Genomic DNA, 24,179 nt, shown 5'->3' on the forward strand with positions numbered 1-24,179 from the left:
ATGGGTATGCGATAGTTTGTGGGTTTTGACTCGAACTTTCGGTTCATCTCGTCTTCACACACCGCAATCTGGCCTCTTTCGAGTCTACAGATTGCTTGGGTGTTATATGGTCAAGCCTCACGGGCAATTAGTACAGGTTAGCTCAACGCCTCACAGCGCTTACACACCCTGCCTATCAACGTCGTAGTCTTCGACGGCCCTTCAGGGGACTCAAGGTCCCAGTGAGATCTCATCTTGAGGCAAGTTTCCCGCTTAGATGCTTTCAGCGGTTATCTTTTCCGAACATAGCTACCCGGCAATGCCACTGGCGTGACAACCGGAACACCAGAGGTTCGTCCACTCCGGTCCTCTCGTACTAGGAGCAGCCCCTCTCAAATCTCAAACGTCCACGGCAGATAGGGACCGAACTGTCTCACGACGTTCTAAACCCAGCTCGCGTACCACTTTAAATGGCGAACAGCCATACCCTTGGGACCGGCTTCAGCCCCAGGATGTGATGAGCCGACATCGAGGTGCCAAACACCGCCGTCGATATGAACTCTTGGGCGGTATCAGCCTGTTATCCCCGGAGTACCTTTTATCCGTTGAGCGATGGCCCTTCCATACAGAACCACCGGATCACTAAGACCTACTTTCGTACCTGCTCGACGTGTCTGTCTCGCAGTCAAGCGCGCTTTTGCCTTTATACTCTACGACCGATTTCCGACCGGTCTGAGCGCACCTTCGTACTCCTCCGTTACTCTTTAGGAGGAGACCGCCCCAGTCAAACTACCCACCATACACTGTCCTCGATCCGGATAACGGACCTGAGTTAGAACCTCAAAGTTGCCAGGGTGGTATTTCAAGGATGGCTCCACGCAGACTGGCGTCCACGCTTCAAAGCCTCCCACCTATCCTACACAAGCAAATTCAAAGTCCAGTGCAAAGCTATAGTAAAGGTTCACGGGGTCTTTCCGTCTAGCCGCGGATACACTGCATCTTCACAGCGATTTCAATTTCACTGAGTCTCGGGTGGAGACAGCGCCGCCATCGTTACGCCATTCGTGCAGGTCGGAACTTACCCGACAAGGAATTTCGCTACCTTAGGACCGTTATAGTTACGGCCGCCGTTTACCGGGGCTTCGATCAAGAGCTTCGCGTTAGCTAACCCCATCAATTAACCTTCCGGCACCGGGCAGGCGTCACACCCTATACGTCCACTTTCGTGTTTGCAGAGTGCTGTGTTTTTAATAAACAGTCGCAGCGGCCTGGTATCTTCGACCGGCGTGGGCTTACGCAGCAAGTGCTTCACCCTCACCGGCGCACCTTCTCCCGAAGTTACGGTGCCATTTTGCCTAGTTCCTTCACCCGAGTTCTCTCAAGCGCCTTGGTATTCTCTACCCAACCACCTGTGTCGGTTTGGGGTACGGTTCCTGGTTACCTGAAGCTTAGAAGCTTTTCTTGGAAGCATGGCATCAACCACTTCGTCACCCAAAGGGTAACTCGTCATCAGCTCTCGGCCTTGAGATCCCGGATTTACCTAAGATCCCAGCCTACCACCTTAAACTTGGACAACCAACGCCAAGCTGGCCTAGCCTTCTCCGTCCCTCCATCGCAATAACCAGAAGTACAGGAATATTAACCTGTTTTCCATCGACTACGCTTTTCAGCCTCGCCTTAGGGACCGACTAACCCTGCGTCGATTAACGTTGCGCAGGAAACCTTGGTCTTTCGGCGTGGGTGTTTTTCACACCCATTGTCGTTACTCATGTCAGCATTCGCACTTCTGATACCTCCAGCAAGCTTCTCAACTCACCTTCACAGGCTTACAGAACGCTCCTCTACCGCATCACTTGCGTGATACCCGTAGCTTCGGTGTATGGTTTGAGCCCCGTTACATCTTCCGCGCAGGCCGACTCGACTAGTGAGCTATTACGCTTTCTTTAAAGGGTGGCTGCTTCTAAGCCAACCTCCTAGCTGTCTAAGCCTTCCCACATCGTTTCCCACTTAACCATAACTTTGGGACCTTAGCTGACGGTCTGGGTTGTTTCCCTTTTCACGACGGACGTTAGCACCCGCCGTGTGTCTCCCATGCTCGGCACTTGTAGGTATTCGGAGTTTGCATCGGTTTGGTAAGTCGGGATGACCCCCTAGCCGAAACAGTGCTCTACCCCCTACAGTGATACATGAGGCGCTACCTAAATAGCTTTCGAGGAGAACCAGCTATCTCCGAGCTTGATTAGCCTTTCACTCCGATCCACAGGTCATCCGCTAACTTTTCAACGGTAGTCGGTTCGGTCCTCCAGTCAGTGTTACCTAACCTTCAACCTGCCCATGGATAGATCGCCCGGTTTCGGGTCTATTCCCAGCGACTAGACGCCCTATTAAGACTCGCTTTCGCTACGCCTCCCCTATTCGGTTAAGCTCGCCACTGAAAATAAGTCGCTGACCCATTATACAAAAGGTACGCAGTCACCCAACAAAGTGGGCTCCCACTGCTTGTACGCATACGGTTTCAGGATCTATTTCACTCCCCTCTCCGGGGTTCTTTTCGCCTTTCCCTCACGGTACTAGTTCACTATCGGTCAGTCAGTAGTATTTAGCCTTGGAGGATGGTCCCCCCATATTCAGACAAAGTTTCTCGTGCTCCGTCCTACTCGATTTCACTTCTAAGATCCTTTCGCGTACAGGGCTATCACCCACTATGGCCGCACTTTCCAGAGCGTTCCGCTAAAATCAAAGAAGCTTAAGGGCTAGTCCCCGTTCGCTCGCCACTACTAAGGGAATCTCGGTTGATTTCTTTTCCTCAGGGTACTTAGATGTTTCAGTTCCCCTGGTTCGCCTCTTGCACCTATGTATTCAGTACAAGATAACCATCTTATGATGGCTGGGTTCCCCCATTCAGACATCTCCGGATCAAAGTCTGTTTGCCGACTCCCCGAAGCTTTTCGCAGGCTACCACGTCTTTCATCGCCTCTGACTGCCAAGGCATCCACCGTATGCGCTTCTTCACTTGACCATATAACCCCAAGCAATCTGGTTATACTGTGAAGACGACATTCGCCGAAAATTCGAATTTCTCAACTAAGAGAACTCACAAATTTTACCTTAGCCTGATCCGTTACCAGTGAAAGTAACGTTCAGTCTATCTTTCTATCACATACCCAAATTTTTAAAGAACGATCTAATCAAAAGACTAGAAATCAACATTCACCATCACCTTGATGGAATGCTCATTTCTAAGCTTTCAGAAGCAGTTTATGGTGGAGCCAAGCGGGATCGAACCGCTGACCTCCTGCGTGCAAGGCAGGCGCTCTCCCAGCTGAGCTATGGCCCCATTACAAAATTGGTGGGTCTGGGCAGATTCGAACTGCCGACCTCACCCTTATCAGGGGTGCGCTCTAACCAACTGAGCTACAGACCCAATTTCGAGCTTGTAACTGTTAGCTGTGAGCTATCAGCTTGGAGCTTAAAGCTGCTTCTATCGTCTTCTTCAATGAATCAAGCAATTCGTGTGGGAGCTCATGGAGCAGCTGCGGTCGTCGATTAAGGAGGTGATCCAGCCGCAGGTTCCCCTACGGCTACCTTGTTACGACTTCACCCCAGTCATGAATCACACCGTGGTAACCGTCCCCCCGAAGGTTAGACTAGCTACTTCTGGTGCAACCCACTCCCATGGTGTGACGGGCGGTGTGTACAAGGCCCGGGAACGTATTCACCGCGACATTCTGATTCGCGATTACTAGCGATTCCGACTTCACGCAGTCGAGTTGCAGACTGCGATCCGGACTACGATCGGTTTTGTGGGATTAGCTCCACCTCGCGGCTTGGCAACCCTCTGTACCGACCATTGTAGCACGTGTGTAGCCCAGGCCGTAAGGGCCATGATGACTTGACGTCATCCCCACCTTCCTCCGGTTTGTCACCGGCAGTCTCCTTAGAGTGCCCACCATAACGTGCTGGTAACTAAGGACAAGGGTTGCGCTCGTTACGGGACTTAACCCAACATCTCACGACACGAGCTGACGACAGCCATGCAGCACCTGTCTCAATGCTCCCGAAGGCACCAATCCATCTCTGGAAAGTTCATTGGATGTCAAGGCCTGGTAAGGTTCTTCGCGTTGCTTCGAATTAAACCACATGCTCCACCGCTTGTGCGGGCCCCCGTCAATTCATTTGAGTTTTAACCTTGCGGCCGTACTCCCCAGGCGGTCAACTTAATGCGTTAGCTGCGCCACTAAGAGCTCAAGGCTCCCAACGGCTAGTTGACATCGTTTACGGCGTGGACTACCAGGGTATCTAATCCTGTTTGCTCCCCACGCTTTCGCACCTCAGTGTCAGTATCAGTCCAGGTGGTCGCCTTCGCCACTGGTGTTCCTTCCTATATCTACGCATTTCACCGCTACACAGGAAATTCCACCACCCTCTACCATACTCTAGCTCGACAGTTTTGAATGCAGTTCCCAGGTTGAGCCCGGGGATTTCACATCCAACTTAACGAACCACCTACGCGCGCTTTACGCCCAGTAATTCCGATTAACGCTTGCACCCTCTGTATTACCGCGGCTGCTGGCACAGAGTTAGCCGGTGCTTATTCTGTCGGTAACGTCAAAACACTAACGTATTAGGTTAATGCCCTTCCTCCCAACTTAAAGTGCTTTACAATCCGAAGACCTTCTTCACACACGCGGCATGGCTGGATCAGGCTTTCGCCCATTGTCCAATATTCCCCACTGCTGCCTCCCGTAGGAGTCTGGACCGTGTCTCAGTTCCAGTGTGACTGATCATCCTCTCAGACCAGTTACGGATCGTCGCCTTGGTGAGCCATTACCTCACCAACTAGCTAATCCGACCTAGGCTCATCTGATAGCGCAAGGCCCGAAGGTCCCCTGCTTTCTCCCGTAGGACGTATGCGGTATTAGCGTCCGTTTCCGAGCGTTATCCCCCACTACCAGGCAGATTCCTAGGCATTACTCACCCGTCCGCCGCTCTCAAGAGGTGCAAGCACCTCTCTACCGCTCGACTTGCATGTGTTAGGCCTGCCGCCAGCGTTCAATCTGAGCCATGATCAAACTCTTCAGTTCAAACATCTTTGGGTTTTGAGAAAACCCTAAACTTGGCTCAGCAATCGTTGGTTACATCTTTGATTTCTCGCGGAGTAACTTGTGATGCTGATAATCTGTTGACTAGCAGTCTGACTCCACAAGCACCCACACGAATTGCTTGATTCAGTTGTTAAAGAGCGGTGGGTTGAGCCTTTCGTCTCAACCGAGGCGCGCATTCTACAGCGCCCCGTGTATCTGTCAAGCGGTTATTTTAAGAAGTTTTCAAAGTTTCGCTTGGAAATCCTTAACAACTTCAACCACTTGCGCTTTCGATCTCTCGTTAGCGGGAGGCGAATTCTACAGCGTTACTCGCTGCTGTCAACACCTCTTTTTCACCGCTTTCGACCGAGAAGATCGAATCGCCGATAGGGCCAAACAACACCGCCCCATCAACTCCTTCAGCGCTTCGATGAACTGAAGCGCCTGGCCTATCGAAACCTACTTAACTCATTGAAACTCAAGGAGTTTTCCGTTTCGACTGCGCCGGAAGTGGGGCGAATTATAGACACCTGGAATCTGCCGTCAACCCTTTATTTCGCTTTTCTATCAATAAGTTGCGCAGCACTGGCAAACCCGTCGCTTTCGCCCCTTACATCCCTTCTCTATATAGAGGGAAGGTTCAAAGGACCTTAGCTTCCCTCAGCGCCGTCACTGCGGCCTCATCCAGCCCCAACACCCGCTGTAACACCTCAAGCGTATGCTCCCCTAATAAAGGCGGCGCATTGCGATATTCCACAGGCGTATCGGACAGCCTGATGGGGCTGGCCACTTGCGGCACTTTACCGGCTAGCAGGTGTGGCAATTCCATCGCCAATCCACGCGCCTGCACCTGAGGGTCGGCAAATACCTGGGCAAGGTCGTTGATTGGCCCACACGGCACGCCCGCCTGCTCCAGCTGAGCCACCCATTCGGCCGTGGTCTTGAACACCGTCGCCTGGCGAATCAATGGAATCAACACCGCTCGATTCGCCACCCGCAGCTTGTTGGTAGCAAAGCGCGGGTCATCCGCCCACTGAGGTTGACCGGCAACCTCAGCAAACTTTCGGAATTGACCGTCATTACCCACGGTAAGGATGAAATCACCATCCGCCGTAGGAAAATCCTGATAAGGCACGATGTTCGGGTGAGCATTGCCCAACCGCTTCGGCGCATTTCCCGTGGTCAGGTAATTCATAGCCTGGTTGGCCAGACAAGCCACTTGAACATCCAGCAAGGCCATGTCGATGTGCTGTCCGCCGCCGGCATGATCGCGGTGAGCCAGCGCCGCGAGAATGGCAGCGGTCGAATACAGACCCGTGAGGATATCTGTCAGCGCGACCCCAACCTTCACCGGCCCCGCGCCCTCATCCCCCTCTGGCCGACCAGTCAGGCTCATCAAGCCTCCCAGCCCTTGAATCATGAAGTCATACCCGGCGCGCTTGGCATAAGGCCCGGTCTGCCCAAAACCGGTGATCGAGCAATAAATCAATTGCGGATTGATCACCTTTAGCGATTCATAGTCCAGACCATACGCAGCCAGACCACCTACCTTGAAGTTCTCGATCAGAATGTCGGACTTGGCCGTCAGCTCTCGCACCAGCTGCTGACCCTCGGGACGCGTGAAATCAATGGTCACCGACTGCTTGTTGCGGTTGGCCGATAAATAATAAGCGGCTTCGGTCGTGTTCTCGCCTTGAGCATCCTTCAGGAAAGGCGGCCCCCATGCGCGCGTATCGTCACCATTGCCGGGACGCTCGACCTTGATGACATCAGCCCCCAGGTCCGCCAGGATCTGTCCAGCCCACGGTCCGGCCAAAACCCTCGATAAATCCAATACCCGCAGATGCGAAAGCGCGCCCATGACCGTTCTCCTATTAATAGAACGCCTGGATACCGGTTTGCGCACGCCCGAGGATCAGCGCATGCACGTCATGCGTGCCTTCGTAGGTGTTCACGACTTCCAGATTCACCAGATGACGGGCAATGCCGAACTCATCGGAGATACCGTTACCGCCCAGCATGTCCCGCGCCATGCGCGCGATATCCAACGACTTGCCACAGGAGTTGCGCTTCATGATCGAGGTGATCTCTACCGCCGCGCTGCCTTCATCCTTCATGCGACCCAGGCGCAGGCAACCCTGCAAGGCAAGCGTGATTTCAGTTTGCATATCGGCCAGTTTTTTCTGGATCAACTGATTCGCAGCGAGCGGTCGACCGAACTGTTGGCGGTCCAGCGTGTACTGGCGAGCGGTATGCCAGCAGAACTCAGCGGCTCCCAAAGCCCCCCAAGAGATGCCGTAGCGGGCCGAGTTCAGGCAGGTAAACGGACCCTTCAGGCCACGGACATCAGGAAAAATGTTTTCTTCTGGAACGAATACATTGTCCATGACGATTTCGCCGGTGATCGAGGCGCGCAGCCCGACCTTGCCATGAATAGCCGGCGCGCTCAGGCCCTTCCAGCCTTTCTCAAGAACGAAACCGCGAATATCACCAGCGTCGTCTTTGCCCCAGACCACGAATACATCAGCGATAGGACTGTTGGTGATCCACATTTTGCTGCCCGTCAGGCTGTAGCCACCTTCCACTTTGCGTGCACGAGTAATCATCGCACCTGGGTCCGAACCATGGTTTGGCTCGGTCAGACCAAAGCAGCCGATCCATTCACCCGATGCCAGCTTCGGCAAATACTTCTGCTTTTGCGCCTCGGTCCCGAATTCATTGATCGGAACCATGACCAGCGAGGACTGCACGCTCATCATCGAGCGATAGCCGGAGTCGACGCGCTCCACTTCGCGGGCGATCAGACCGTAGCTCACATAATTCAGCCCACTACCGCCGTAATGTTCGGGAATGGTTGCTCCCAGCAGGCCAACCTCCCCCATCTCGCGAAAAATCGCCGGATCGGTCTTCTCATGACGGAACGCTTCCAATACCCGCGGCGCCAGTTTCTGCTGGGCGAACTGCTCGGCAGTGTCGCGGATCATGCGCTCTTCTTCGGTGAGTTGTTGATCCAGCAACAGTGGATCGATCCAGTTGAAGCTCGCTTTGCCAGCCATGAAAGAGTCCTCGCCAATTGAATTGAAAACCGTGGATTGATCCTAGGCGCGGTTTCCTACAAGGGCAAACGAGGATTACGCACTCTGTTGTGCTAATTTCTCACTCCGTAAACGCCAAAACCCCCGTTTACTCACCTATCGAGTGAGGCTTACGTACATGCGTCGTAAAATTCCCAGCACCGTCGCCTTGGTCAGTTTCGAATCTGCCGCGCGCCATGAAAGCTTCACCAAGGCGGCGCAAGAACTTTCCCTTACCCAAGGCGCTATCTGCCGACAGATCGCTAGCCTGGAAGACTTTCTCAATGTGGAGCTTTTCAGGCGGTCGCGCCGCGGCGTCAAGTTGACCGAAGCAGGTCTTTCCTACAGTCGTCGCGTTGCCACGCAACTGGACGCCGTCGAGCGCGACACGCTTTCGGTCATGGGGCACACCGGTGCGAACGTCATCGAACTGGCCGTTGTGCCAACGTTTGGTACCCAATGGTTGCTGCCACGCCTCAAGGACTTCCAACAGCAGCATCCGGAAGCCACCGTCAACCTGACCAACCGCACGCGCCCCTTTCTGTTTGCCGACACGGAGTTTGACGCCGCTATCTATTTTGGCGATGCGGACTGGTCCGGCACCGAATCCCATAAGCTGATGGGGGAAAATCCGATGCCGGTATGCAGCCCCGCCTTACTGGCCGGGAGGAAAAACCTGACACCCGAGGCCATTGCCGAACTGCCCCTGCTCCAGCAGACCACGCGCCCGTATGCGTGGCGCCAATGGTTCAACGCTCAGAATCTGAACATTGCGCGGGACCTGACAGGTCCGCGTTATGAACTATTCTCCATGCTCGCCCAGGCAGCCATGCATGACATGGGCATCGCGCTGATTCCACCCTTCCTGATTCAGCGCGAGCTGGCAGAGAAACGGCTGGTCGTGGCCAACCGTAACGCGCTGTCGAGCATCAAGGCCTACTACCTGATGATTCCGGAGCGAAAGGTCGAATCCGCCTCTCTTCGAGCTTTTCGTGATTGGCTGGTGAAACAAGCAAGCGACTATCTCATTGATTAATAATGAAAAGTTGAAATCTGATTTAGGTAGTCAACTAACAGAGATCGCTACAGATATAAGTTTATGTCGCATTCAGTCAATCTGTTACAGGGAGCGTGCAGTAGTCTCCAAAGCGTGGAAATACATGGCTTTGAGCCATATCACCCAGCGCATCAGGGCTTATTCATCTGGCCGATGGGAAAAATTACAAAATTGAACCGAAATCCTTGGAAAGCAAGGCCTGCAAGGGGTTAAGCCGGATAATTGCGACATTCGGTCACAGGGTGACTTGTAGTTAATTTTCCGTCACCCGTCATAATCCCTTGAAGGGCTGAATTTTCGCCTGCAAAATGCCGCGCCCCGCCTGGTTTGGCGGGATCGTGCTGATCGGCCGCCCCAGCCGCGCCATCCGAAGTGCCTGGGTTTACTTAATAAGATCACGCAGGAGATTTGACGTGCACATTGGTGTTCCCCTCGAAACCCAAACGGGTGAAACACGGGTTGCTGCTACCCCGGAAACCATCAAGAAGTTGATTGGCCAAGGCCATCAAGTCACTGTCCAAAGCGGCGCCGGTATCAGGGCCAGCGTTATCGACAGTGCCTACGAGGCGGTGGGTGCAACCATTGGCAGCGCCAGTGATGCGTTCGGCGCCGAACTGATCCTCAAGGTGGTTGCACCCAACGATAGCGAGCTGACTCTGATCAAGAGCGGTACCGTGCTGGTGGGCATGCTCAATCCGTTCAACAACGAAACCATCGCCAAGCTGGCCGAACGCGGCATCACCGCTTTTGCCCTTGAGGCCGCGCCACGGACTTCCCGAGCCCAAAGCCTGGACGTGCTGTCGTCTCAAGCGAACATTGCCGGTTACAAAGCCGTGCTGCTGGCCGCTCACCACTATCCGCGCTTCATGCCGATGCTGATGACCGCTGCGGGCACCGTGAAAGCGGCGCGCGTGCTGATCCTCGGCGCGGGTGTGGCGGGGCTGCAGGCGATTGCCACGGCCAAGCGCCTGGGTGCGGTGATCGAGGCTTCGGATGTGCGTCCTGCGGTGAAGGAACAGATCGAATCCCTCGGCGCCAAATTCGTCGACGTGCCTTACGAGACCGACGAAGAGCGTGAATGCGCTGTCGGTGTCGGTGGCTACGCCCGGCCCATGCCTGCCAGTTGGATGCAGCGCCAGGCCCAGGCCGTGCACGAGCGCGCCAAGCAAGCTGACATTGTTATCACCACCGCATTGATTCCGGGCCGCAAGGCACCGACGCTGCTAAGTGCTGAAACCGTCGCGCAGATGAAACCCGGCTCCGTGGTCATCGACCTCGCAGCGGCCCAGGGTGGCAACTGCCCGTTGACCGTGGCTGATCAAGTGGTCGTCGAGAACGGCGTGACCATCGTCGGCCCGACCAACCTCGCCGGCGAAGTCGCGGCCGATGCTTCGGCGCTGTACGCCCGTAACCTGCTGGACTTCCTGAAGCTGGTCTTCACCAAGGAAGGTCAGTTCGACGTGAACCTGGAAGACGACATCGTCGCCGCGTGCTTGATGTGCCGCGACGGCCAAGTCATCCGCAAAAACGCCTAAGCAGGGATTCAGACAATGGAAGAGCTTATCTCCCCCGGTATCTACAACCTGATCATCTTCGTGCTGGCGATTTATGTCGGCTACCACGTGGTCTGGAACGTAACACCCGCACTGCACACGCCGTTGATGGCGGTGACCAACGCCATTTCGGCGATCGTGATCGTCGGCGCCATGCTCGCCGCCGCGCTGACCATAACGCCTCTGGGCAAGACCATGGGCACCCTCGCCGTGGCCCTGGCCGCAGTGAACGTGTTTGGTGGCTTCCTGGTAACGCGCCGCATGCTTGAGATGTTCAAGAAAAAAGCCCCGAAAGCCGTAAAAGAAGAGGCGCCCAAGTAATGAGCATGAACCTGGTAACGACGCTCTACCTGATCGCGTCCATCTGCTTCATCCAGGCCCTCAAAGGCCTTTCGCACCCGACCACCTCCCGCCGCGGCAATCTGTTCGGCATGCTCGGCATGGCGTTGGCGGTGCTCACGACCGTGGGTCTCATTTATAAGCTGGGCGCAGAGCTCGCCACTGCGGGCATCGGCTACGTCATCGTCGGCCTGCTGGTCGGTGGCACCGCCGGCTCGATCATGGCCAAGCGTGTCGAGATGACCAAGATGCCGGAACTGGTCGCCTTCATGCACAGCATGATCGGCCTGGCTGCCGTCTTCATTGCCATCGCGGCTGTTGTCGAGCCGCAATCCCTGGGTATCGTCAAACAACTCGGCGACTCGATTCCGGCGGGTAACCGCTTGGAACTGTTCCTTGGCGCCGCCATTGGTGCAATTACCTTCTCAGGTTCGGTGATCGCCTTTGGCAAGCTGTCGGGCAAGTACAAGTTCCGCCTGTTCCAAGGCGCACCGGTACAGTTTGGCGGCCAACACAAGCTCAACCTGATCCTGGGCCTGGCAACGCTGGGCCTTGGCCTGGCCTTCATGTTCACCGGCAACCTCGGCGCGTTCGCCTTGATGCTGGCCCTGGCGTTTGTCTTGGGCGTGCTGATCATCATCCCGATCGGGGGCGCGGACATGCCGGTGGTGGTCTCGATGCTCAACAGCTACTCCGGCTGGGCCGCGGCGGGTATCGGCTTCTCGCTGAACAACTCGATGCTGATCATTGCTGGTTCGTTGGTGGGTTCGAGCGGCGCGATCCTGTCGTACATCATGTGCAAGGCGATGAACCGTTCGTTCTTCAACGTGCTGCTCGGCGGCTTCGGCAACACGGCAGATGCAGCTGGCCCGGCAGGCTCGAAGGAAGCCCGCCCGGTGAAATCCGGTTCGGCTGACGACGCGACCTTCCTGCTGACCAACGCCGACACGGTGATCATCGTTCCGGGCTACGGCTTGGCGGTGGCTCGGGCGCAGCACGCGTTGAAAGAGCTGACCGAGAAGCTGACCCACCACGGCGTGACCGTTAAATATGCGATCCACCCGGTGGCCGGTCGCATGCCCGGGCACATGAACGTCCTGCTGGCCGAGGCGGAAGTGCCTTACGACCAGGTGTTCGAGATGGAAGACATCAACTCCGAGTTCGGCCAGGCCGACGTGGTGCTGGTGCTGGGCGCCAACGACGTGGTCAACCCGGCGGCGAAGAACGATCCGAAGTCGCCGATTGCCGGCATGCCGATCCTCGAAGCCTTCAAGGCCAAGACCATCATCGTCAACAAGCGCTCGATGGCCAGCGGCTATGCCGGCCTGGACAACGAGCTGTTCTACCTCGACAAGACCATGATGGTGTTCGGCGACGCCAAGAAGGTCATCGAAGACATGGTCAAAGCCGTGGAATAAATTACTGCGGTTTATCAAAACGCCCCGACTTGTCGGGGCGTTTTGATTTGTATCAAGGCAAAACATTACCGATCCGGTAACAATGTTTTGCCTGAAACGCCCGTAATAGACGCCTTAAATGCGACTTTTGTAGCGGGTCGGGCTCGACGCGAATTCTCTAGACTGCGCATCCAGCTTCTTGCCCGAGATAACCATCCATGTACCGTGATCGCATCCGCCTGCCTTCGTTGTTGAATAAAGTGATGAGCGCTGCCGAAGCAGCCTTGTTGATTGAAGACGGCATGACCGTCGGCATGAGTGGCTTTACCCGCGCCGGAGAAGCCAAGGCAGTGCCCCACGCACTGGCTGAACGCGCCAAGGTTACCCCGCTGAAAATCAGCCTGATGACCGGCGCAAGCCTCGGTAACGACCTCGACAAGGAGCTCACCGAAGCGGGTGTGTTGGCGCGGCGCATGCCCTTCCAGGTGGACAGCACCCTGCGCAAGGCCATCAATGCCGGCGAGGTGATGTTCATTGACCAGCATCTTTCAGAAACCGTTGAACAGATGCGCAACGCCCAGCTCAAGCTGCCGGACATCGCCGTGATCGAAGCCGTGGCCATCACTGAACAAGGCCACATTGTGCCAACCACATCGGTAGGCAATTCAGCGAGCTTCGCGATTTTCGCCCGACAAGTAATTGTCGAGATCAACCTGGCCCACAACCCTAACCTGGAAGGCCTGCACGACATCTATATTCCGAGCTACCGTCCGACTCGCTTGCCGATTCCCCTGGTAAAGGTCGACGACCGAATCGGCAGCACTGCCATCCCGATTCCTCCGGAAAAAATCGCAGCAATTGTCATAACCCAGCAGGCAGATTCCCCTTCGACCGTATTGCCGCCGGACGATGATACCCAGGCGATTGCCAACCACCTGATCGACTTCTTCAAACAGGAAGTCGCGGCCGGACGCATGACCAACAAGCTCGGCCCCCTGCAGGCAGGTATCGGTAATATCGCCAACGCCGTGATGTGCGGGTTGATCGACTCCCCGTTCGAAGAATTGACCATGTACTCCGAGGTATTGCAGGACTCCACGTTCGACCTGATCGATGCCGGCAAACTGAGTTTCGCTTCTGGCAGCTCCATCACCCTGTCGGCTCGACGCAACGCGGACGTGTTCGGAAATCTGGAAAGGTACAAGGACAAATTGGTCCTGCGACCGCAGGAAATATCCAACCATCCTGAGGTCGTGCGCCGCCTGGGCATCATTGGCATCAACACCGCCTTGGAGTTCGACCTGTATGGGAACGTCAACTCTACCCATGTGTGCGGCACACGGATGATGAACGGCATCGGCGGCTCGGGAGATTTCGCCCGTAATGCTCACCTGGCCATTTTCGTCACCAAGTCGATTGCCAAGGGCGGCGCCATTTCCAGTGTCGTGCCGATGGTCAGCCACGTCGACCATACCGAGCACGACGTCGACATTCTGGTGACCGAAATCGGCCTGGCCGACCTGCGGGGGTTGGCGCCAAGGGAGCGGGCCCGAGTGGTCATCGACAACTGCGTGCACCCATCCTACCGCCAAGCGTTGAATGACTATTTCGAAGCCGCGTGTGCCTTGGGTGGGCATACGCCGCATATCCTGCGTGATGCACTGAGCTGGCACCTGAACCTCGAGGAAACGGGGCGCATGCTGGCTGTCTGATACAGCTGGGTCAGTGCAGTCGTGAATACAGTTTTGGTTGCTGCCTGTCATCCGAGCCATAACCGGAAAAAACTGTACTGCTGTACCGGTGTTTTCTTACAGTCTTTTCCTACAAAACACTCGCTCAAGCGCAAAAATGCACCAATACAGTGCTTATAGGTACAGTTGCCTCAATATCGACCAGTACACCGCTCTTTAACAGTTAACTGGTCTCTCACAATACAGGTGAACTGTATCTAGAGAGACTGGCCAAACGAGAGGATCATGGGCACCAGTTAAACCACTACCTAATCCCGCCACAAGCGGAAGGATGTCAACCATGGAACGTACACTCAGTTCCGAGCTGTTTTTCGAAGACAAAGCTGAAAAAAACCAGGCTTCCCTGCCTCTTCGCGTCATTGCCAACCTGATGTTGTGGCAGCGCCGCATTGCCAGCCGTCACCAACTGGCCCGTTTGGATTCGCGCCTGCTGGCTGATGCCGGTATCAGCGAAGCACAACGCTACGAAGAGCTGAGCAAGCCGTTCTGGCGCTAACTCAGCGTCGCTGGCCCTGACCCACCGGGTCCACCGCCAGCACTGAATTGAACAAACAAGACCCGTCGTGGGAAACCACGACGGGTCTTGTCGTTTCAGAGTCCTGATTTGCAGGACAACAACAGTTTCTAGATTTCATGAATAGACCAGTACAGTTATAAGAAAGCGCTTGGCGTTGAAGCGCCGCGCGCCAAAGGACATTTGCAAAGCTGCCAGCGAGCCGTGTTCTGTCCTAATATCGAGGCGACCGTGGCGAAGCGAGCCAGTCCCTCCTTTCAGCTACATGCACCGCATCACCCTCATACCCAAGGAGTCTCATCATGATCCGTCTTCGCCTGCTCAGCGCAGTTGCCCTGTTGGCCGTAGCCGCCCATTCCAATGCCAGCAGCTTTATTGTCACCACTGACTCCATCGTAGGCGCACTCAAGGCCACATCCGACGTAACCTCCGATGCAACCTCATCGCTGCGAGACAACAAGATCGTCCAGGCAGCCCGAGACGACGCGGCAAGCTTCGTCGCTAGCAACGGCGCGATTCGCGGCGTGAAGTTGGAGAGCGCCCTTGATTACATCCGCCAGCAGGCACCGCAGCTCAACGCAACCGATGCACAGCTGGCCCAGGCCATCCTGGTGATCTGATGAATATGAAACATCGGGCGCCGAAAGGTGTTCCGATGTTTCAACGCTGGCTCTGGCCCGCCGGTTTGCGCTAGCCTTCAGGCTCGCCATCAACCGTCGAGTCCCATGCGTTTTTACCAACATCTGTTCGTCTCGTTCTGTGTCGCTTCTTGCTGGACTATCCCGGTCCATGCTTTCGACGTGTCCACACAGCAATTGGTCGCCAGCGGTTATGCCACGAGCCTGGTGACCTCCGCGCCCTTCGACAATAAACTGGTCGCTGCCGCTCGCGATGACGCTGCGGCATTTGTGGCCAGTGACGGACAGTTGCGAGGTGCGCAGTTGGAGTCGGCCCTGGATTACCTGCGCCGGACCCAACCAAAACTTCACGTCAGCGACCTTGAACTGGCACAAGCAATTCTCGTCCAATAGTTATCTTCATTTTCCGGAGTCGTTCCATGCGTAGCCCGCTGATTGCTGCCGCCCTAGGCCTGCTGGTGTTGGCCGATGTGGCCCAGGCACATACCCTGGTAGCCACCAGTAACATCATTGTTCGCGCCTCCCAGCGCACGATCGATTTCACATCCGACACCACTACTTCCATCCGTGATTCGAAAATCGTCCGCGAAGCCCACGACGACGCGGCCAGCTTCGTCGCCAGCAACGGCGAAATTCGTGGTGCCCATCTCGAAGCCGCTTTCGACACTTTGCGTACCCGGGTACCGGAAGCCCGTGACGCCAGCGACCAGGTTCTCGCCGAAGCCATCCTCGCATTGTGAGGCGACTCGCCGCCTGGCTGACGGCCGGGGTAATGCTGCTCATGGGCAGCACTGCCCAGGCCGGCCTGCAGCTACACCTCAATGGCGACGGACTGAGTCCGGCGCAACAGCAGGCCAGCCAGGCGCTGCTCGATGAAGCCATGCAGGCGTTGCCGCCGCGCTTCATCGAGCGACTGGACCGGCGCATTGACGTCGGCTGGACCGACCAGATGCCCGCCAACGCCTACGGCCAGGCTTCGCTGGTGTCGCAACTGGACCTCAACCGAAACCTGCTGGACAGCCTCACCGACGGCAGCGCTGCCACGCAAAAGACCCAGCGTCCCCACGGCACGGTACGGCGAGAAATGCTGGCCACCGTCCTGCACGAATTGACCCACATCTATGACCGATCGCGCCTATGGCCAAGTGCCGAGCGTGCGCTGATCCAACGCTGTACCCGACGCAACGACAGTGCCGGATTGATCGGCCTGCCGGATGAATGCCGGGGCCAGAATGGCCGTCGCTTCACGCTCAGCGACGATCCGCGCCTGCTTGATCTGGCGGGCTGGCCGCAATATGTCGGCCGTCGCGGTGAACGGGAACAGCACAACCGCCAGGTCGCCCGCAGTCCGGACCTCTACGAGACGAGCAGCCCCAAGGAATTTGTCGCGGTCAACATGGAGTACTTTCTCCTGGACCCGAGCTATGCCTGCCGGCGCCCCGCCCTGTATCGCTACTACCAGGAACACTTCGGTTGGGCGCCCGTCGCCAAGGACAGCTGCGCCAAGTCGTTTGCGTTTCTCAACGCCGGTAATGATTTCGCCAAGACGCCTCTCGGCAAGGTGGATCCGGAACGCGTCTATGCCATCGACTACCTGTTGGCCGAAGCCAACCAGAACTGGGTCAGCCGTTGGGGCCACAGCATGCTCCGGCTGGTGATCTGCGCGCCGGGCCGTCCACGTGGGCCAGACTGCCGATTGGATCTCGACCAACATCTGGTGCTGTCGTACCGTGCCTTCGTAGGCGATGTGCAACTGTCGAGTTGGGATGGACTGGTAGGCAAATACCCGTCGCGCCTGTTCGTGTTGCCGTTGGCCCAGGTGATCGACGAGTACACCAAGACCGAACTGCGCAGCCTGGCGTCGGTGCCCCTCAAATTGTCGCGCACCGAGATTGAGGAAACGGTCGAGCACGCTGCCGAAATGCACTGGAGCTATGACGGCAACTATTACTTCCTGTCCAATAATTGCGCGGTGGAAAGCCTGAAGTTGCTGCGCAGCGGCAGTAATAATGACCAACTCAAGGGCTTGGACAGCATCATGCCCAACGGCTTGCTGGAAGTGCTCAAGGGCCGCGGCCTGGCCGACACCAGTGTGCTGGACGATCCCAAGGAGGCCTTGCGCCTGGGCTACCGTTTCGACTCGTTCCGCGAGCGCTACCAGGCCATGTTCGACGTATTGAAAAAACACCTGCCCATCCAGCAACAAACCGTCGAAGACTGGCTGGCGCTGGACGCCGCTGAACGCCGCGCCTGGTTTGAGCAAGCCGATCTGCGCACCAGTGCGGCGCTGCTTCTGCTGGAACAGGCCAGCTTCCGTCGTCAGTTGCTGCTGGCCCAGGATGAAGTCAAGCAGCGCTACCTCGGTGCCCGCGAGCTTCAGAACGGCGGCATGGAGAGAGCAAACGCGACATTGCAACAGATCCTCGCCAACAGCGGCTTCCTGAGCCGTCCGGCCGAACTGCTGGGCAGCACTGGCTATGGCTTGCCACAGCCCAGCGAATGGCAGCGGCTGGAATCGGAAAGCAGCCTGCGCCAGAAACAGCTTCAAACGCTGACCGGCGATCTGGACAAGGAAGTCAGGGCACTGCTTGAGCCGAGCCGAGCCGCTGAAATCGCCGCGAGCGAGGCCAATGTGAAAGAAATCGGCGAGCATTTGCGCAAGCTGCACAAGGCCGGAGGCGGCTTGGAGTTGCCCTGATCCCTTTGTGGCGAGGGCGCTTGCTCCCGCCGGGTCTGTAGGCGCTGTGTAGGAGCTGCCGAGCGAAGCGAGGCTGCGATCTTTTCACGGCCAATTGAGTCTTGAGCGGAAGATCAAAAGATCGTCCGAACGCGGCCCGAGCCTTCGCCAGCTCCTACAGAGCCGAATCAGGTATCAGCCGAGACGCGCCTTGCGAACGCCATCAGCCAGAGCGGCACATAGGCTCAGCACCCCATCGATCGCCTGTTCCGACGTATCGGCACTGGCGATATGGTCGATCAGCGCCGAGCCGACCACCACCCCGTCAGCCAACCGCGCAATGGCCGCCGCCTGCTCCGGCGTGCGAATACCGAAACCAATGCTGATTGGCAAATCGGTATGTCGACGCAAGCGAGCAACAGCTTCTTCCACATGCTCCAGCGTCGCAGCGCCAGCACCGGTCACGCCGGCTACCGACACGTAGTACACAAAACCGGAACTGCCATTGAGCACAGTGGGCAAACGCACGTCATCCGTGGTTGGCGTGGTCAGGCGGATAAAGTCCAGGCCCGCGGCCTGGGCCGGCTCGCACAGTTCGCTGTTGTGCTCGGGGGGCATGTCCACGACGATCAGGCCATCCACGCCGCAATCCAACGCTTCACCAATGAAACGCTGCACACCATAACGGTGGATCGGGTTGAAATAGCCCATCAACACCAGCGGTGTCTCAGTGTTGTCTTTGCGGAACTCACGAACCATCTGCAAGGTTTTCGCCAGGTTCTGCTGGGCACCCAGGGCGCGGATGTTCGCCAACTGGATCGCGGGGCCGTCGGCCATTGGGTCAGTGAACGGCATGCCCAACTCGATGACGTCGGCGCCAGCGCCAGGCAAGCCCTTGAGGATCGCCAGCGAGGTGTCGTAGTCCGGATCGCCAGCCGTGACAAACGTCACCAGGGCGGCGCGGTTGTGTTCCTTGAGTTCAGCAAAACGGGTTTGCAGGCGGCTCATCAGTGTTTCTCCTGCTGGGACTGTTCCATGTGGTGCATCACGGTTTGCATGTCTTTGTCGCCACGACCGGACAGGTTGACCACCATCAGGTGATCCTTGGGCAGGTTTGGCGCGCGCTTGAACACTTCGGCCAAGGCATGGGCGCTTTCCAGGGCAGGAATAATCCCTTCCAGGCGGCAGCATTTATGGAACGCTTCCAACGCCTCCGCGTCGGTGACCGAGGTGTATTGGACGCGGCCAATGTCATGCAACCACGCGTGTTCAGGGCCGATGCCGGGGTAATCGAGGCCGGCGGAGATCGAATGGGCGTCGATGATCTGGCCGTCTTCGTCCTGCAACAGGAAGGTACGGTTACCGTGCAATACGCCTGGGACACCGCCATTCAAGCTCGCCGCGTGCTTGCCGGTCTCGATGCCGTAGCCCGCCGCTTCGACGCCGATGATTTCGACGCTCTTGTCATCCAGGAACGGATGGAACAGGCCCATGGCGTTGGAGCCGCCACCAATACACGCCACCAGGCTGTCCGGCAGGCGACCTTCCTGGGCTTGCAACTGATCGCGGGTTTCTTTGCCGATCACGGCTTGGAAATCGCGGACCATCGCTGGATAAGGGTGCGGGCCGGCGACGGTGCCGATCAGGTAGAACGTGCTGTCGACGTTCGTCACCCAGTCGCGCAGCGCTTCGTTCATCGCATCTTTGAGGGTGCCGGTACCGGCGACCACCGGGATGACTTCAGCACCGAGCAGCTTCATGCGAAACACGTTGGCCTGCTGGCGTTCGATGTCGGTGGTGCCCATGTAGATCACACAATCCAGGCCAAAACGCGCGGCGACGGTGGCAGTCGCCACGCCGTGCATGCCAGCGCCAGTCTCGGCGATGATGCGTTTCTTGCCCATGCGCCGCGCCAGCAGGATCTGGCCGATGCAGTTGTTGATCTTGTGCGCGCCGGTATGGTTCAGCTCTTCGCGCTTGAGATAGATTTTTGCGCCACCACAGTATTCCGTCAGGCGTTCGGCGAAATACAGCGGGCTGGGACGACCGACATAGTCTCGTTGGAAGTAGGCCAATTCCTCGATGAACGCAGGATCTTCCTTCGCCACTTCGTATTCACGGGCCAGATCAAGGATCAGCGGCATCAGCGTTTCCGCGACATAGCGGCCGCCGAACGCGCCAAACAGGCCGTTGGCATCAGGGCCGCTGCGCAGGTTGAAGGGGGTCGTAGACTGGGTCATCGGGCGCTCCAGGCAAATGCGTAGAAAGACAATGAGGTTCACTCTACCCCTGACATCCCGTCCTGAAAACCGATAAGATCGCCGCAACCTGTCAGGAAAACTCACAGATACCATGAGCCGCGACCTGCCCCCCCTCAACGCCTTGCGTGCCTTCGAAGCCACCGCCCGCCTGAACAGCGTAAGCCAGGCGGCAGAACAGCTGCACGTCACCCACGGTGCCGTCAGCCGACAATTGAAGGCGCTGGAAGAACACTTGGGTGTCAGTTTGTTCAGTAAGGATGGACGAGGCCTGAAACTCACAGATGCCGGGCTGCGCCTGCGCGATGCCAGCACCGAGGCCTTCGAGCGCCTGCGCACCGTTTGCGCGGAACTGACGCAAAGCACGGCGGATGCCCCGTTCGTGCTGGGCTGTTCGGGAAGCTTGTTGGCGCGGTGGTTCATTCCTCGACTCGGGAGGTTGAATGCCGATCTGCCGGACCTGCGCCTGCACCTCTCAGCCGGCGAAGGCGACCTGGACCCGAGGCGTCCGGGGCTGGATGCCCTGCTGGTATTCGCCGAACCGCCCTGGCCGGCCGACATGCAAGTATATGAACTGACCAGCGAGCGAATCGGCCCGGTGATCAGCCCGCGTTACGCCGAATTCACCCGTTTATGCAACGCACCTGCCAGCGAATTGCTGGGCGAGCCGCTCTTGCATACAACGTCCCGCCCCCAGGCCTGGCCGACCTGGGCACAACAAAACGCCCTTGAACCCCAGGCATTGAAGTTCGGGCAAGGTTTCGAGCATTTGTATTATCTGCTGGAAGCGGCCGTGGCCGGGCTCGGCGTGGCAATCGCCCCCGAGCCGCTAGTGGCAGAGGACCTTCGTGCCGGTCGCCTGGTCGCGCCGTGGGGTTTCAGTGAAACCTCGGCGCGGCTGGCGTTGTGGCTGCCCAAGCGCGCCGCGGATGGGCGCGCCCGGCAATTGGCGCAGTGGCTCAGGCAAGAGCTGAACCCATCGAACTAGGCCCTAGTCACCGCGCTTGCACAACAAGTAAGCGGCCAGCAGACCCAGCGCGCCAACGGCAACGCCCGCCGTGGTCCAAGGGTGCTCCTGGGCGTAGTCGCGCGTGGCGATCCCGGTTTCGCGGGTTTTCACCTTGACCTCTTCATACGCATCGCTGAGCAGATGCCGGGAATGTTTCAGCGCATTTTCGGCGTTTGCCTTGAGCGACTTGAGGGTCCTACGCGACTCGTCCGACGCGTCGTCCTTCAGGCTTTCCAACGACTTGAGCAGACTCTCGATCTCCGCTTCCATGCTTTGCAACGAGGCTTTACGTAACGAAGTGCTGGCCATGGTGGCTCTCTCCTGCAGTGGTTGAGTAGCGTGTGTGGATTGGGACTGCGACCGTTTGGGAAAGTGCAGTAAATCTGAACTTTCCGAGCGTAAACGGCGCCACATGTAAGGCGAAAAATCGCTGCTAGGCTGTTACAGACAACCAAGGAGAACGTCATGAGTGATCACCACACGTACAAGAAAGTCGAGCTGGTCGGCTCCTCTCCCACCAGCATTGAAGACGCCATCAACAATGCCTTGGCCGAGGCCAGCAAAAGCCTCAAGCACCTGGAATGGTTTGAAGTCACCGAGACCCGCGGCCACATCGAAAATGGCCGGGCCGCGCACTTCCAGGTCACCATCAAGGTCGGGTTCCGGATCGCCAATAGCTGAGCGCTTTGAACTTGCACACTGGCGGAGTGCCATAGGGAATGGCGATGCGCTATGGTTGGTGCGTCGCGCCTTTGCGATACCTCTCTATTTGATCCGACCAAGGAGTGCGAGCGATGAAGAAGTGGATGGTGGCCCTGGGTTTGCTGAGCCTTGCGGGCACTGCCTTTGCGGCCGGCAAACCGTGCGAAGAGCTGAAAAGCGAAATCGCGGCGAAGCTTGATGCCAAAGGTGTGTCGGGTTATACGCTGGAAATTGTTGAGAAAGGCGCAGCGGCGGACGGAAAAGTCGTCGGCACCTGTGAGGGCGGTTCGAAGGAAATCGTCTACAAGAAATAACCGCTGAATATCAAAGCCGACGCACCGCGTCGGCTTTTTTACGGCCGCGATTCAGCCTTTCATGACCTGCGCCAGCAATTCATACGAGTGCAGGCGGTCAGCGTGTTCATACAGGTCGCTGGTGAAAATCAACTCATCGGCCTGAGTCTGCTCGATCAACACCTCCAGCTTGGCGCGGATTTTTTGCGGGCTGCCAATCATGGCCAGGCCAAGGAAGTCGCCTACCGCTTCCTTTTCATGGGGCAACCACAGGCCATTCATGGTTTCCACTGGCGGGCGCTGCACCAGGCTCTGGCCGCGCATCAACGCCAGGATCCGCTGGTACACCGACGTCGCCAGGTAATCGGCTCGCTCGTCGGTGTCCGCCGCGACCAGCGGTACACCAAGCATGACGTAAGGCTTGTCCAGTACCGCCGACGGCTTGAAGTGGTTGCGATAGACACGAATCGCCTCATGCAGGAAGCGCGGTGCGAAATGGGAGGCGAATGCGTAGGGCAAACCGCGTTCTCCCGCCAGTTGTGCACTGAACAGACTGGAACCCAACAGCCACACCGGTACATTCGTTCCCGTGCCGGGCATGGCGATGATGCGTTGGTCCGGGGTTCGCGGGCCGAGATAACGCATCAGTTCAGCCACATCCTCAGGGAAATCATCAGCGCTGCCGGAGCGCTCGCGACGCAATGCACGGGCAGTCATCTGGTCCGAACCAGGCGCTCTGCCCAACCCGAGGTCGATCCGGCCCGGAAACAGGCTTTCCAGCGTGCCGAACTGCTCGGCGATCACCAACGGCGCGTGGTTTGGCAGCATGACCCCGCCGGAGCCGACGCGGATGGTCGACGTGCCTCCCGCCAGATAGCCGAGCAAAACCGCCGTCGCGGAGCTGGCGATGCCGTCCATGTTGTGGTGCTCGGCCACCCAGAAACGGGTGTAGCCATACTTTTCCACGTGCTGCGCCAGATCCAGGGAGTTGCGCAAGGACTGGGCGGCATTGCCATCAGCGCGGACGGGCACGAGGTCGAGGGTTGAAAATTTCACTTCGGACAGCTGTTTCATGGGCCGGCATCTCCAACGGCGTACGAACTTTCCTATGGGCGAAAGCCTGCCGTTTCTCTAGGTGTGTCCTATGAATGTGGGCATATACCCGAGTTTCAATAGTAGCGAAGAATTTTCCTACTAAATTAGTCGACTAATCGGCCGGGTGAACTTTATCGACCGGTCTATCCTCACAATCCTGGCACTGAAAAATACCCAGGCGCGAACCCTCGCGCCGGATCATGAGGAGGCAAACATGGCTATCGTCAAGAAAGCATCGGCTCACTGGGAAGGTGACCTGAAGACCGGCATCGGCTCCATCTCCACGGAAACCGGCGTGTTGCGCGAAGCGCCCTATGGTTTCAAGGCCCGTTTTGAAGGCGGCAAGGGCACCAACCCGGAAGAATTGATCGGCGCGGCCCATGCGGGCTGCTTCTCCATGGCGTTTTCGATGATCCTCGGTGACGCCGGGCTCAAGGCTGACAGCATCGATACCAACGCCGAAGTGACCCTGGACCAGGTCGATGGCGGCTTTGCGATCACCGCAATCAAGCTGATCCTCAAGGCCAAGATCCCCGGCGCCACCCAGGCGCAATTCGAAGAACTGAGCAACAAGGCCAAGGAAGGTTGCCCGGTTTCCAAGGTGCTCAACGCCAAGATCACCCTGGATGCGACGCTGGTGAGTTGATGGACTGAGAAGACCGCAGCCTCTGGAAGGCTGCGGTCTTCTTTGATTTGCGATCTATTTACCCGAAGGCAATTGTGATCGAATGCAAGTCTGCAGTTCCAGCGCACCGGCAG

20 protein-coding genes, 2 tRNA genes and 2 rRNA genes are annotated in these 24,179 nt (G+C 57.4%); 14 read left to right on the forward strand and 10 right to left on the reverse strand.

Annotated elements, in window-relative coordinates; genetic code table 11:
* Nucleotides 1-106 precede the first annotated feature (106 nt).
* From M8Q45_RS24100 to M8Q45_RS24125, 6 genes are all read right to left on the reverse strand, one after another.
* Nucleotides 107-2,998: ribosomal RNA gene (locus M8Q45_RS24100) — 23S ribosomal RNA — on the reverse strand.
* A 242-nt stretch (nucleotides 2,999-3,240) separates the two neighbouring features.
* Nucleotides 3,241-3,316 (reverse strand) — tRNA-Ala (locus M8Q45_RS24105).
* 10 nt (nucleotides 3,317-3,326) lie between these two features.
* Nucleotides 3,327-3,403: transfer RNA gene (locus M8Q45_RS24110), tRNA-Ile, on the reverse strand.
* Nucleotides 3,404-3,526: 123 nt separating this feature from the next.
* Nucleotides 3,527-5,063: ribosomal RNA gene (locus tag M8Q45_RS24115) — 16S ribosomal RNA — on the reverse strand.
* The 16S and 23S rRNA genes sit together here with 2 tRNA genes alongside, the layout of an rRNA operon.
* Before the next feature lie 640 nt (nucleotides 5,064-5,703).
* The gene (locus tag M8Q45_RS24120; protein WP_249876682.1) at nucleotides 5,704-6,924 is read right to left on the reverse strand and encodes a CaiB/BaiF CoA transferase family protein; all 1,221 of its coding nucleotides are present in this window, start codon (nucleotides 6,922-6,924) and stop codon (nucleotides 5,704-5,706) included.
* Nucleotides 6,925-6,937: 13 nt separating this feature from the next.
* Nucleotides 6,938-8,119: an acyl-CoA dehydrogenase gene (locus M8Q45_RS24125; protein ID WP_249876683.1), complete on the reverse strand. Its 1,182-nt coding sequence runs from the start codon at nucleotides 8,117-8,119 to the stop codon at nucleotides 6,938-6,940.
* Nucleotides 8,120-8,276: 157 nt separating this feature from the next.
* On the opposite strand from M8Q45_RS24125, the gene M8Q45_RS24130 reads away from it, so the two are divergent.
* The 10 genes from M8Q45_RS24130 (at nucleotide 8,277) to M8Q45_RS24175 (ending at nucleotide 18,084) form a co-directional block, all read left to right on the forward strand.
* The gene (locus tag M8Q45_RS24130; RefSeq protein ID WP_249876684.1) at nucleotides 8,277-9,173 is read left to right on the forward strand and encodes a LysR family transcriptional regulator; all 897 of its coding nucleotides are present in this window, start codon (nucleotides 8,277-8,279) and stop codon (nucleotides 9,171-9,173) included.
* Nucleotides 9,174-9,607: 434 nt separating this feature from the next.
* Nucleotides 9,608-10,729, forward strand: coding sequence for a Re/Si-specific NAD(P)(+) transhydrogenase subunit alpha (locus M8Q45_RS24135; RefSeq protein WP_249876685.1), 1,122 nt, complete (start codon nucleotides 9,608-9,610; stop codon nucleotides 10,727-10,729).
* Between the two features lie 15 nt (nucleotides 10,730-10,744).
* On the forward strand, nucleotides 10,745-11,068 hold the full coding sequence (locus M8Q45_RS24140) for an NAD(P) transhydrogenase subunit alpha part 2 (RefSeq protein ID WP_181288346.1): 324 nt from the start codon (nucleotides 10,745-10,747) through the stop codon (nucleotides 11,066-11,068).
* Nucleotides 11,068-12,504, forward strand: coding sequence for an NAD(P)(+) transhydrogenase (Re/Si-specific) subunit beta (locus tag M8Q45_RS24145; protein ID WP_249876686.1), 1,437 nt, complete (start codon nucleotides 11,068-11,070; stop codon nucleotides 12,502-12,504). The genes M8Q45_RS24140 and M8Q45_RS24145 overlap by 1 nt, the downstream gene beginning before the upstream one ends.
* A gap of 197 nt (nucleotides 12,505-12,701) precedes the next feature.
* A complete protein-coding gene (scpC, locus tag M8Q45_RS24150) occupies nucleotides 12,702-14,195 on the forward strand; it encodes a succinyl-CoA:acetate CoA-transferase ScpC (RefSeq protein WP_249876687.1) in 1,494 nt (497 codons plus the stop codon).
* 319 nt (nucleotides 14,196-14,514) lie between these two features.
* Nucleotides 14,515-14,730: a DUF1127 domain-containing protein gene (locus M8Q45_RS24155; protein WP_003187014.1), complete on the forward strand. Its 216-nt coding sequence runs from the start codon at nucleotides 14,515-14,517 to the stop codon at nucleotides 14,728-14,730.
* A 320-nt stretch (nucleotides 14,731-15,050) separates the two neighbouring features.
* Nucleotides 15,051-15,368 (forward strand): DUF2388 domain-containing protein, encoded by a 318-nt coding sequence (locus M8Q45_RS24160; protein ID WP_198798161.1) that lies wholly within the window; start codon nucleotides 15,051-15,053, stop codon nucleotides 15,366-15,368.
* Between the two features lie 105 nt (nucleotides 15,369-15,473).
* A complete protein-coding gene (locus M8Q45_RS24165) occupies nucleotides 15,474-15,779 on the forward strand; it encodes a DUF2388 domain-containing protein (protein ID WP_249876688.1) in 306 nt (101 codons plus the stop codon).
* A 26-nt stretch (nucleotides 15,780-15,805) separates the two neighbouring features.
* Nucleotides 15,806-16,126 carry a DUF2388 domain-containing protein gene (locus M8Q45_RS24170; RefSeq protein WP_003187020.1) on the forward strand — a complete coding sequence of 107 codons (321 nt, stop codon included), beginning with the start codon at nucleotides 15,806-15,808 and terminating at the stop codon, nucleotides 16,124-16,126.
* Nucleotides 16,123-18,084, forward strand: a complete 1,962-nt coding sequence (locus M8Q45_RS24175; RefSeq protein WP_249876689.1) for a DUF7844 domain-containing protein — start codon at nucleotides 16,123-16,125, stop codon at nucleotides 18,082-18,084. Before M8Q45_RS24170 ends, M8Q45_RS24175 begins: the two co-directional genes overlap by 4 nt.
* Before the next feature lie 174 nt (nucleotides 18,085-18,258).
* On the opposite strand, the gene trpA is transcribed toward M8Q45_RS24175, so the two are convergent.
* Nucleotides 18,259-19,071 carry a tryptophan synthase subunit alpha gene (gene trpA / locus M8Q45_RS24180; RefSeq protein ID WP_249876690.1) on the reverse strand — a complete coding sequence of 271 codons (813 nt, stop codon included), beginning with the start codon at nucleotides 19,069-19,071 and terminating at the stop codon, nucleotides 18,259-18,261.
* Nucleotides 19,071-20,303, reverse strand: a complete 1,233-nt coding sequence (gene trpB / locus M8Q45_RS24185; RefSeq protein ID WP_249876691.1) for a tryptophan synthase subunit beta — start codon at nucleotides 20,301-20,303, stop codon at nucleotides 19,071-19,073. The genes trpA and trpB overlap by 1 nt, the downstream gene beginning before the upstream one ends.
* Nucleotides 20,304-20,415: 112 nt before the next feature.
* On the opposite strand from trpB, the gene M8Q45_RS24190 reads away from it, so the two are divergent.
* The gene (locus tag M8Q45_RS24190; RefSeq protein ID WP_249876692.1) at nucleotides 20,416-21,309 is read left to right on the forward strand and encodes a LysR family transcriptional regulator; all 894 of its coding nucleotides are present in this window, start codon (nucleotides 20,416-20,418) and stop codon (nucleotides 21,307-21,309) included.
* Nucleotides 21,310-21,312: 3 nt separating this feature from the next.
* Here M8Q45_RS24190 and M8Q45_RS24195 read toward each other — a convergent pair whose 3' ends face one another.
* The gene (locus tag M8Q45_RS24195; RefSeq protein WP_030139182.1) at nucleotides 21,313-21,639 is read right to left on the reverse strand and encodes an ElaB/YgaM/YqjD family protein; all 327 of its coding nucleotides are present in this window, start codon (nucleotides 21,637-21,639) and stop codon (nucleotides 21,313-21,315) included.
* A gap of 156 nt (nucleotides 21,640-21,795) precedes the next feature.
* Here M8Q45_RS24195 and M8Q45_RS24200 point away from each other — a divergent pair, with 156 nt between their 5' ends.
* Entirely contained in the window at nucleotides 21,796-22,011 is a 216-nt protein-coding gene (locus M8Q45_RS24200; RefSeq protein WP_003177209.1) for a dodecin, read from the forward strand.
* Between the two features lie 113 nt (nucleotides 22,012-22,124).
* Nucleotides 22,125-22,346, forward strand: a complete 222-nt coding sequence (locus M8Q45_RS24205; RefSeq protein WP_030139181.1) for a DUF1161 domain-containing protein — start codon at nucleotides 22,125-22,127, stop codon at nucleotides 22,344-22,346.
* 51 nt (nucleotides 22,347-22,397) lie between these two features.
* Here M8Q45_RS24205 and M8Q45_RS24210 read toward each other — a convergent pair whose 3' ends face one another.
* On the reverse strand, nucleotides 22,398-23,399 hold the full coding sequence (locus tag M8Q45_RS24210) for an LLM class flavin-dependent oxidoreductase (RefSeq protein WP_249876693.1): 1,002 nt from the start codon (nucleotides 23,397-23,399) through the stop codon (nucleotides 22,398-22,400).
* A gap of 235 nt (nucleotides 23,400-23,634) precedes the next feature.
* On the opposite strand from M8Q45_RS24210, the gene M8Q45_RS24215 reads away from it, so the two are divergent.
* Nucleotides 23,635-24,066 carry an OsmC family protein gene (locus tag M8Q45_RS24215; protein WP_030139180.1) on the forward strand — a complete coding sequence of 144 codons (432 nt, stop codon included), beginning with the start codon at nucleotides 23,635-23,637 and terminating at the stop codon, nucleotides 24,064-24,066.
* Nucleotides 24,067-24,179 lie beyond the last annotated feature (113 nt).

It is taken from the genome of Pseudomonas sp. T1.Ur (genome assembly GCF_023516725.1).
GTDB classification, from domain to species: domain Bacteria; phylum Pseudomonadota; class Gammaproteobacteria; order Pseudomonadales; family Pseudomonadaceae; genus Aquipseudomonas; species Aquipseudomonas alvandae.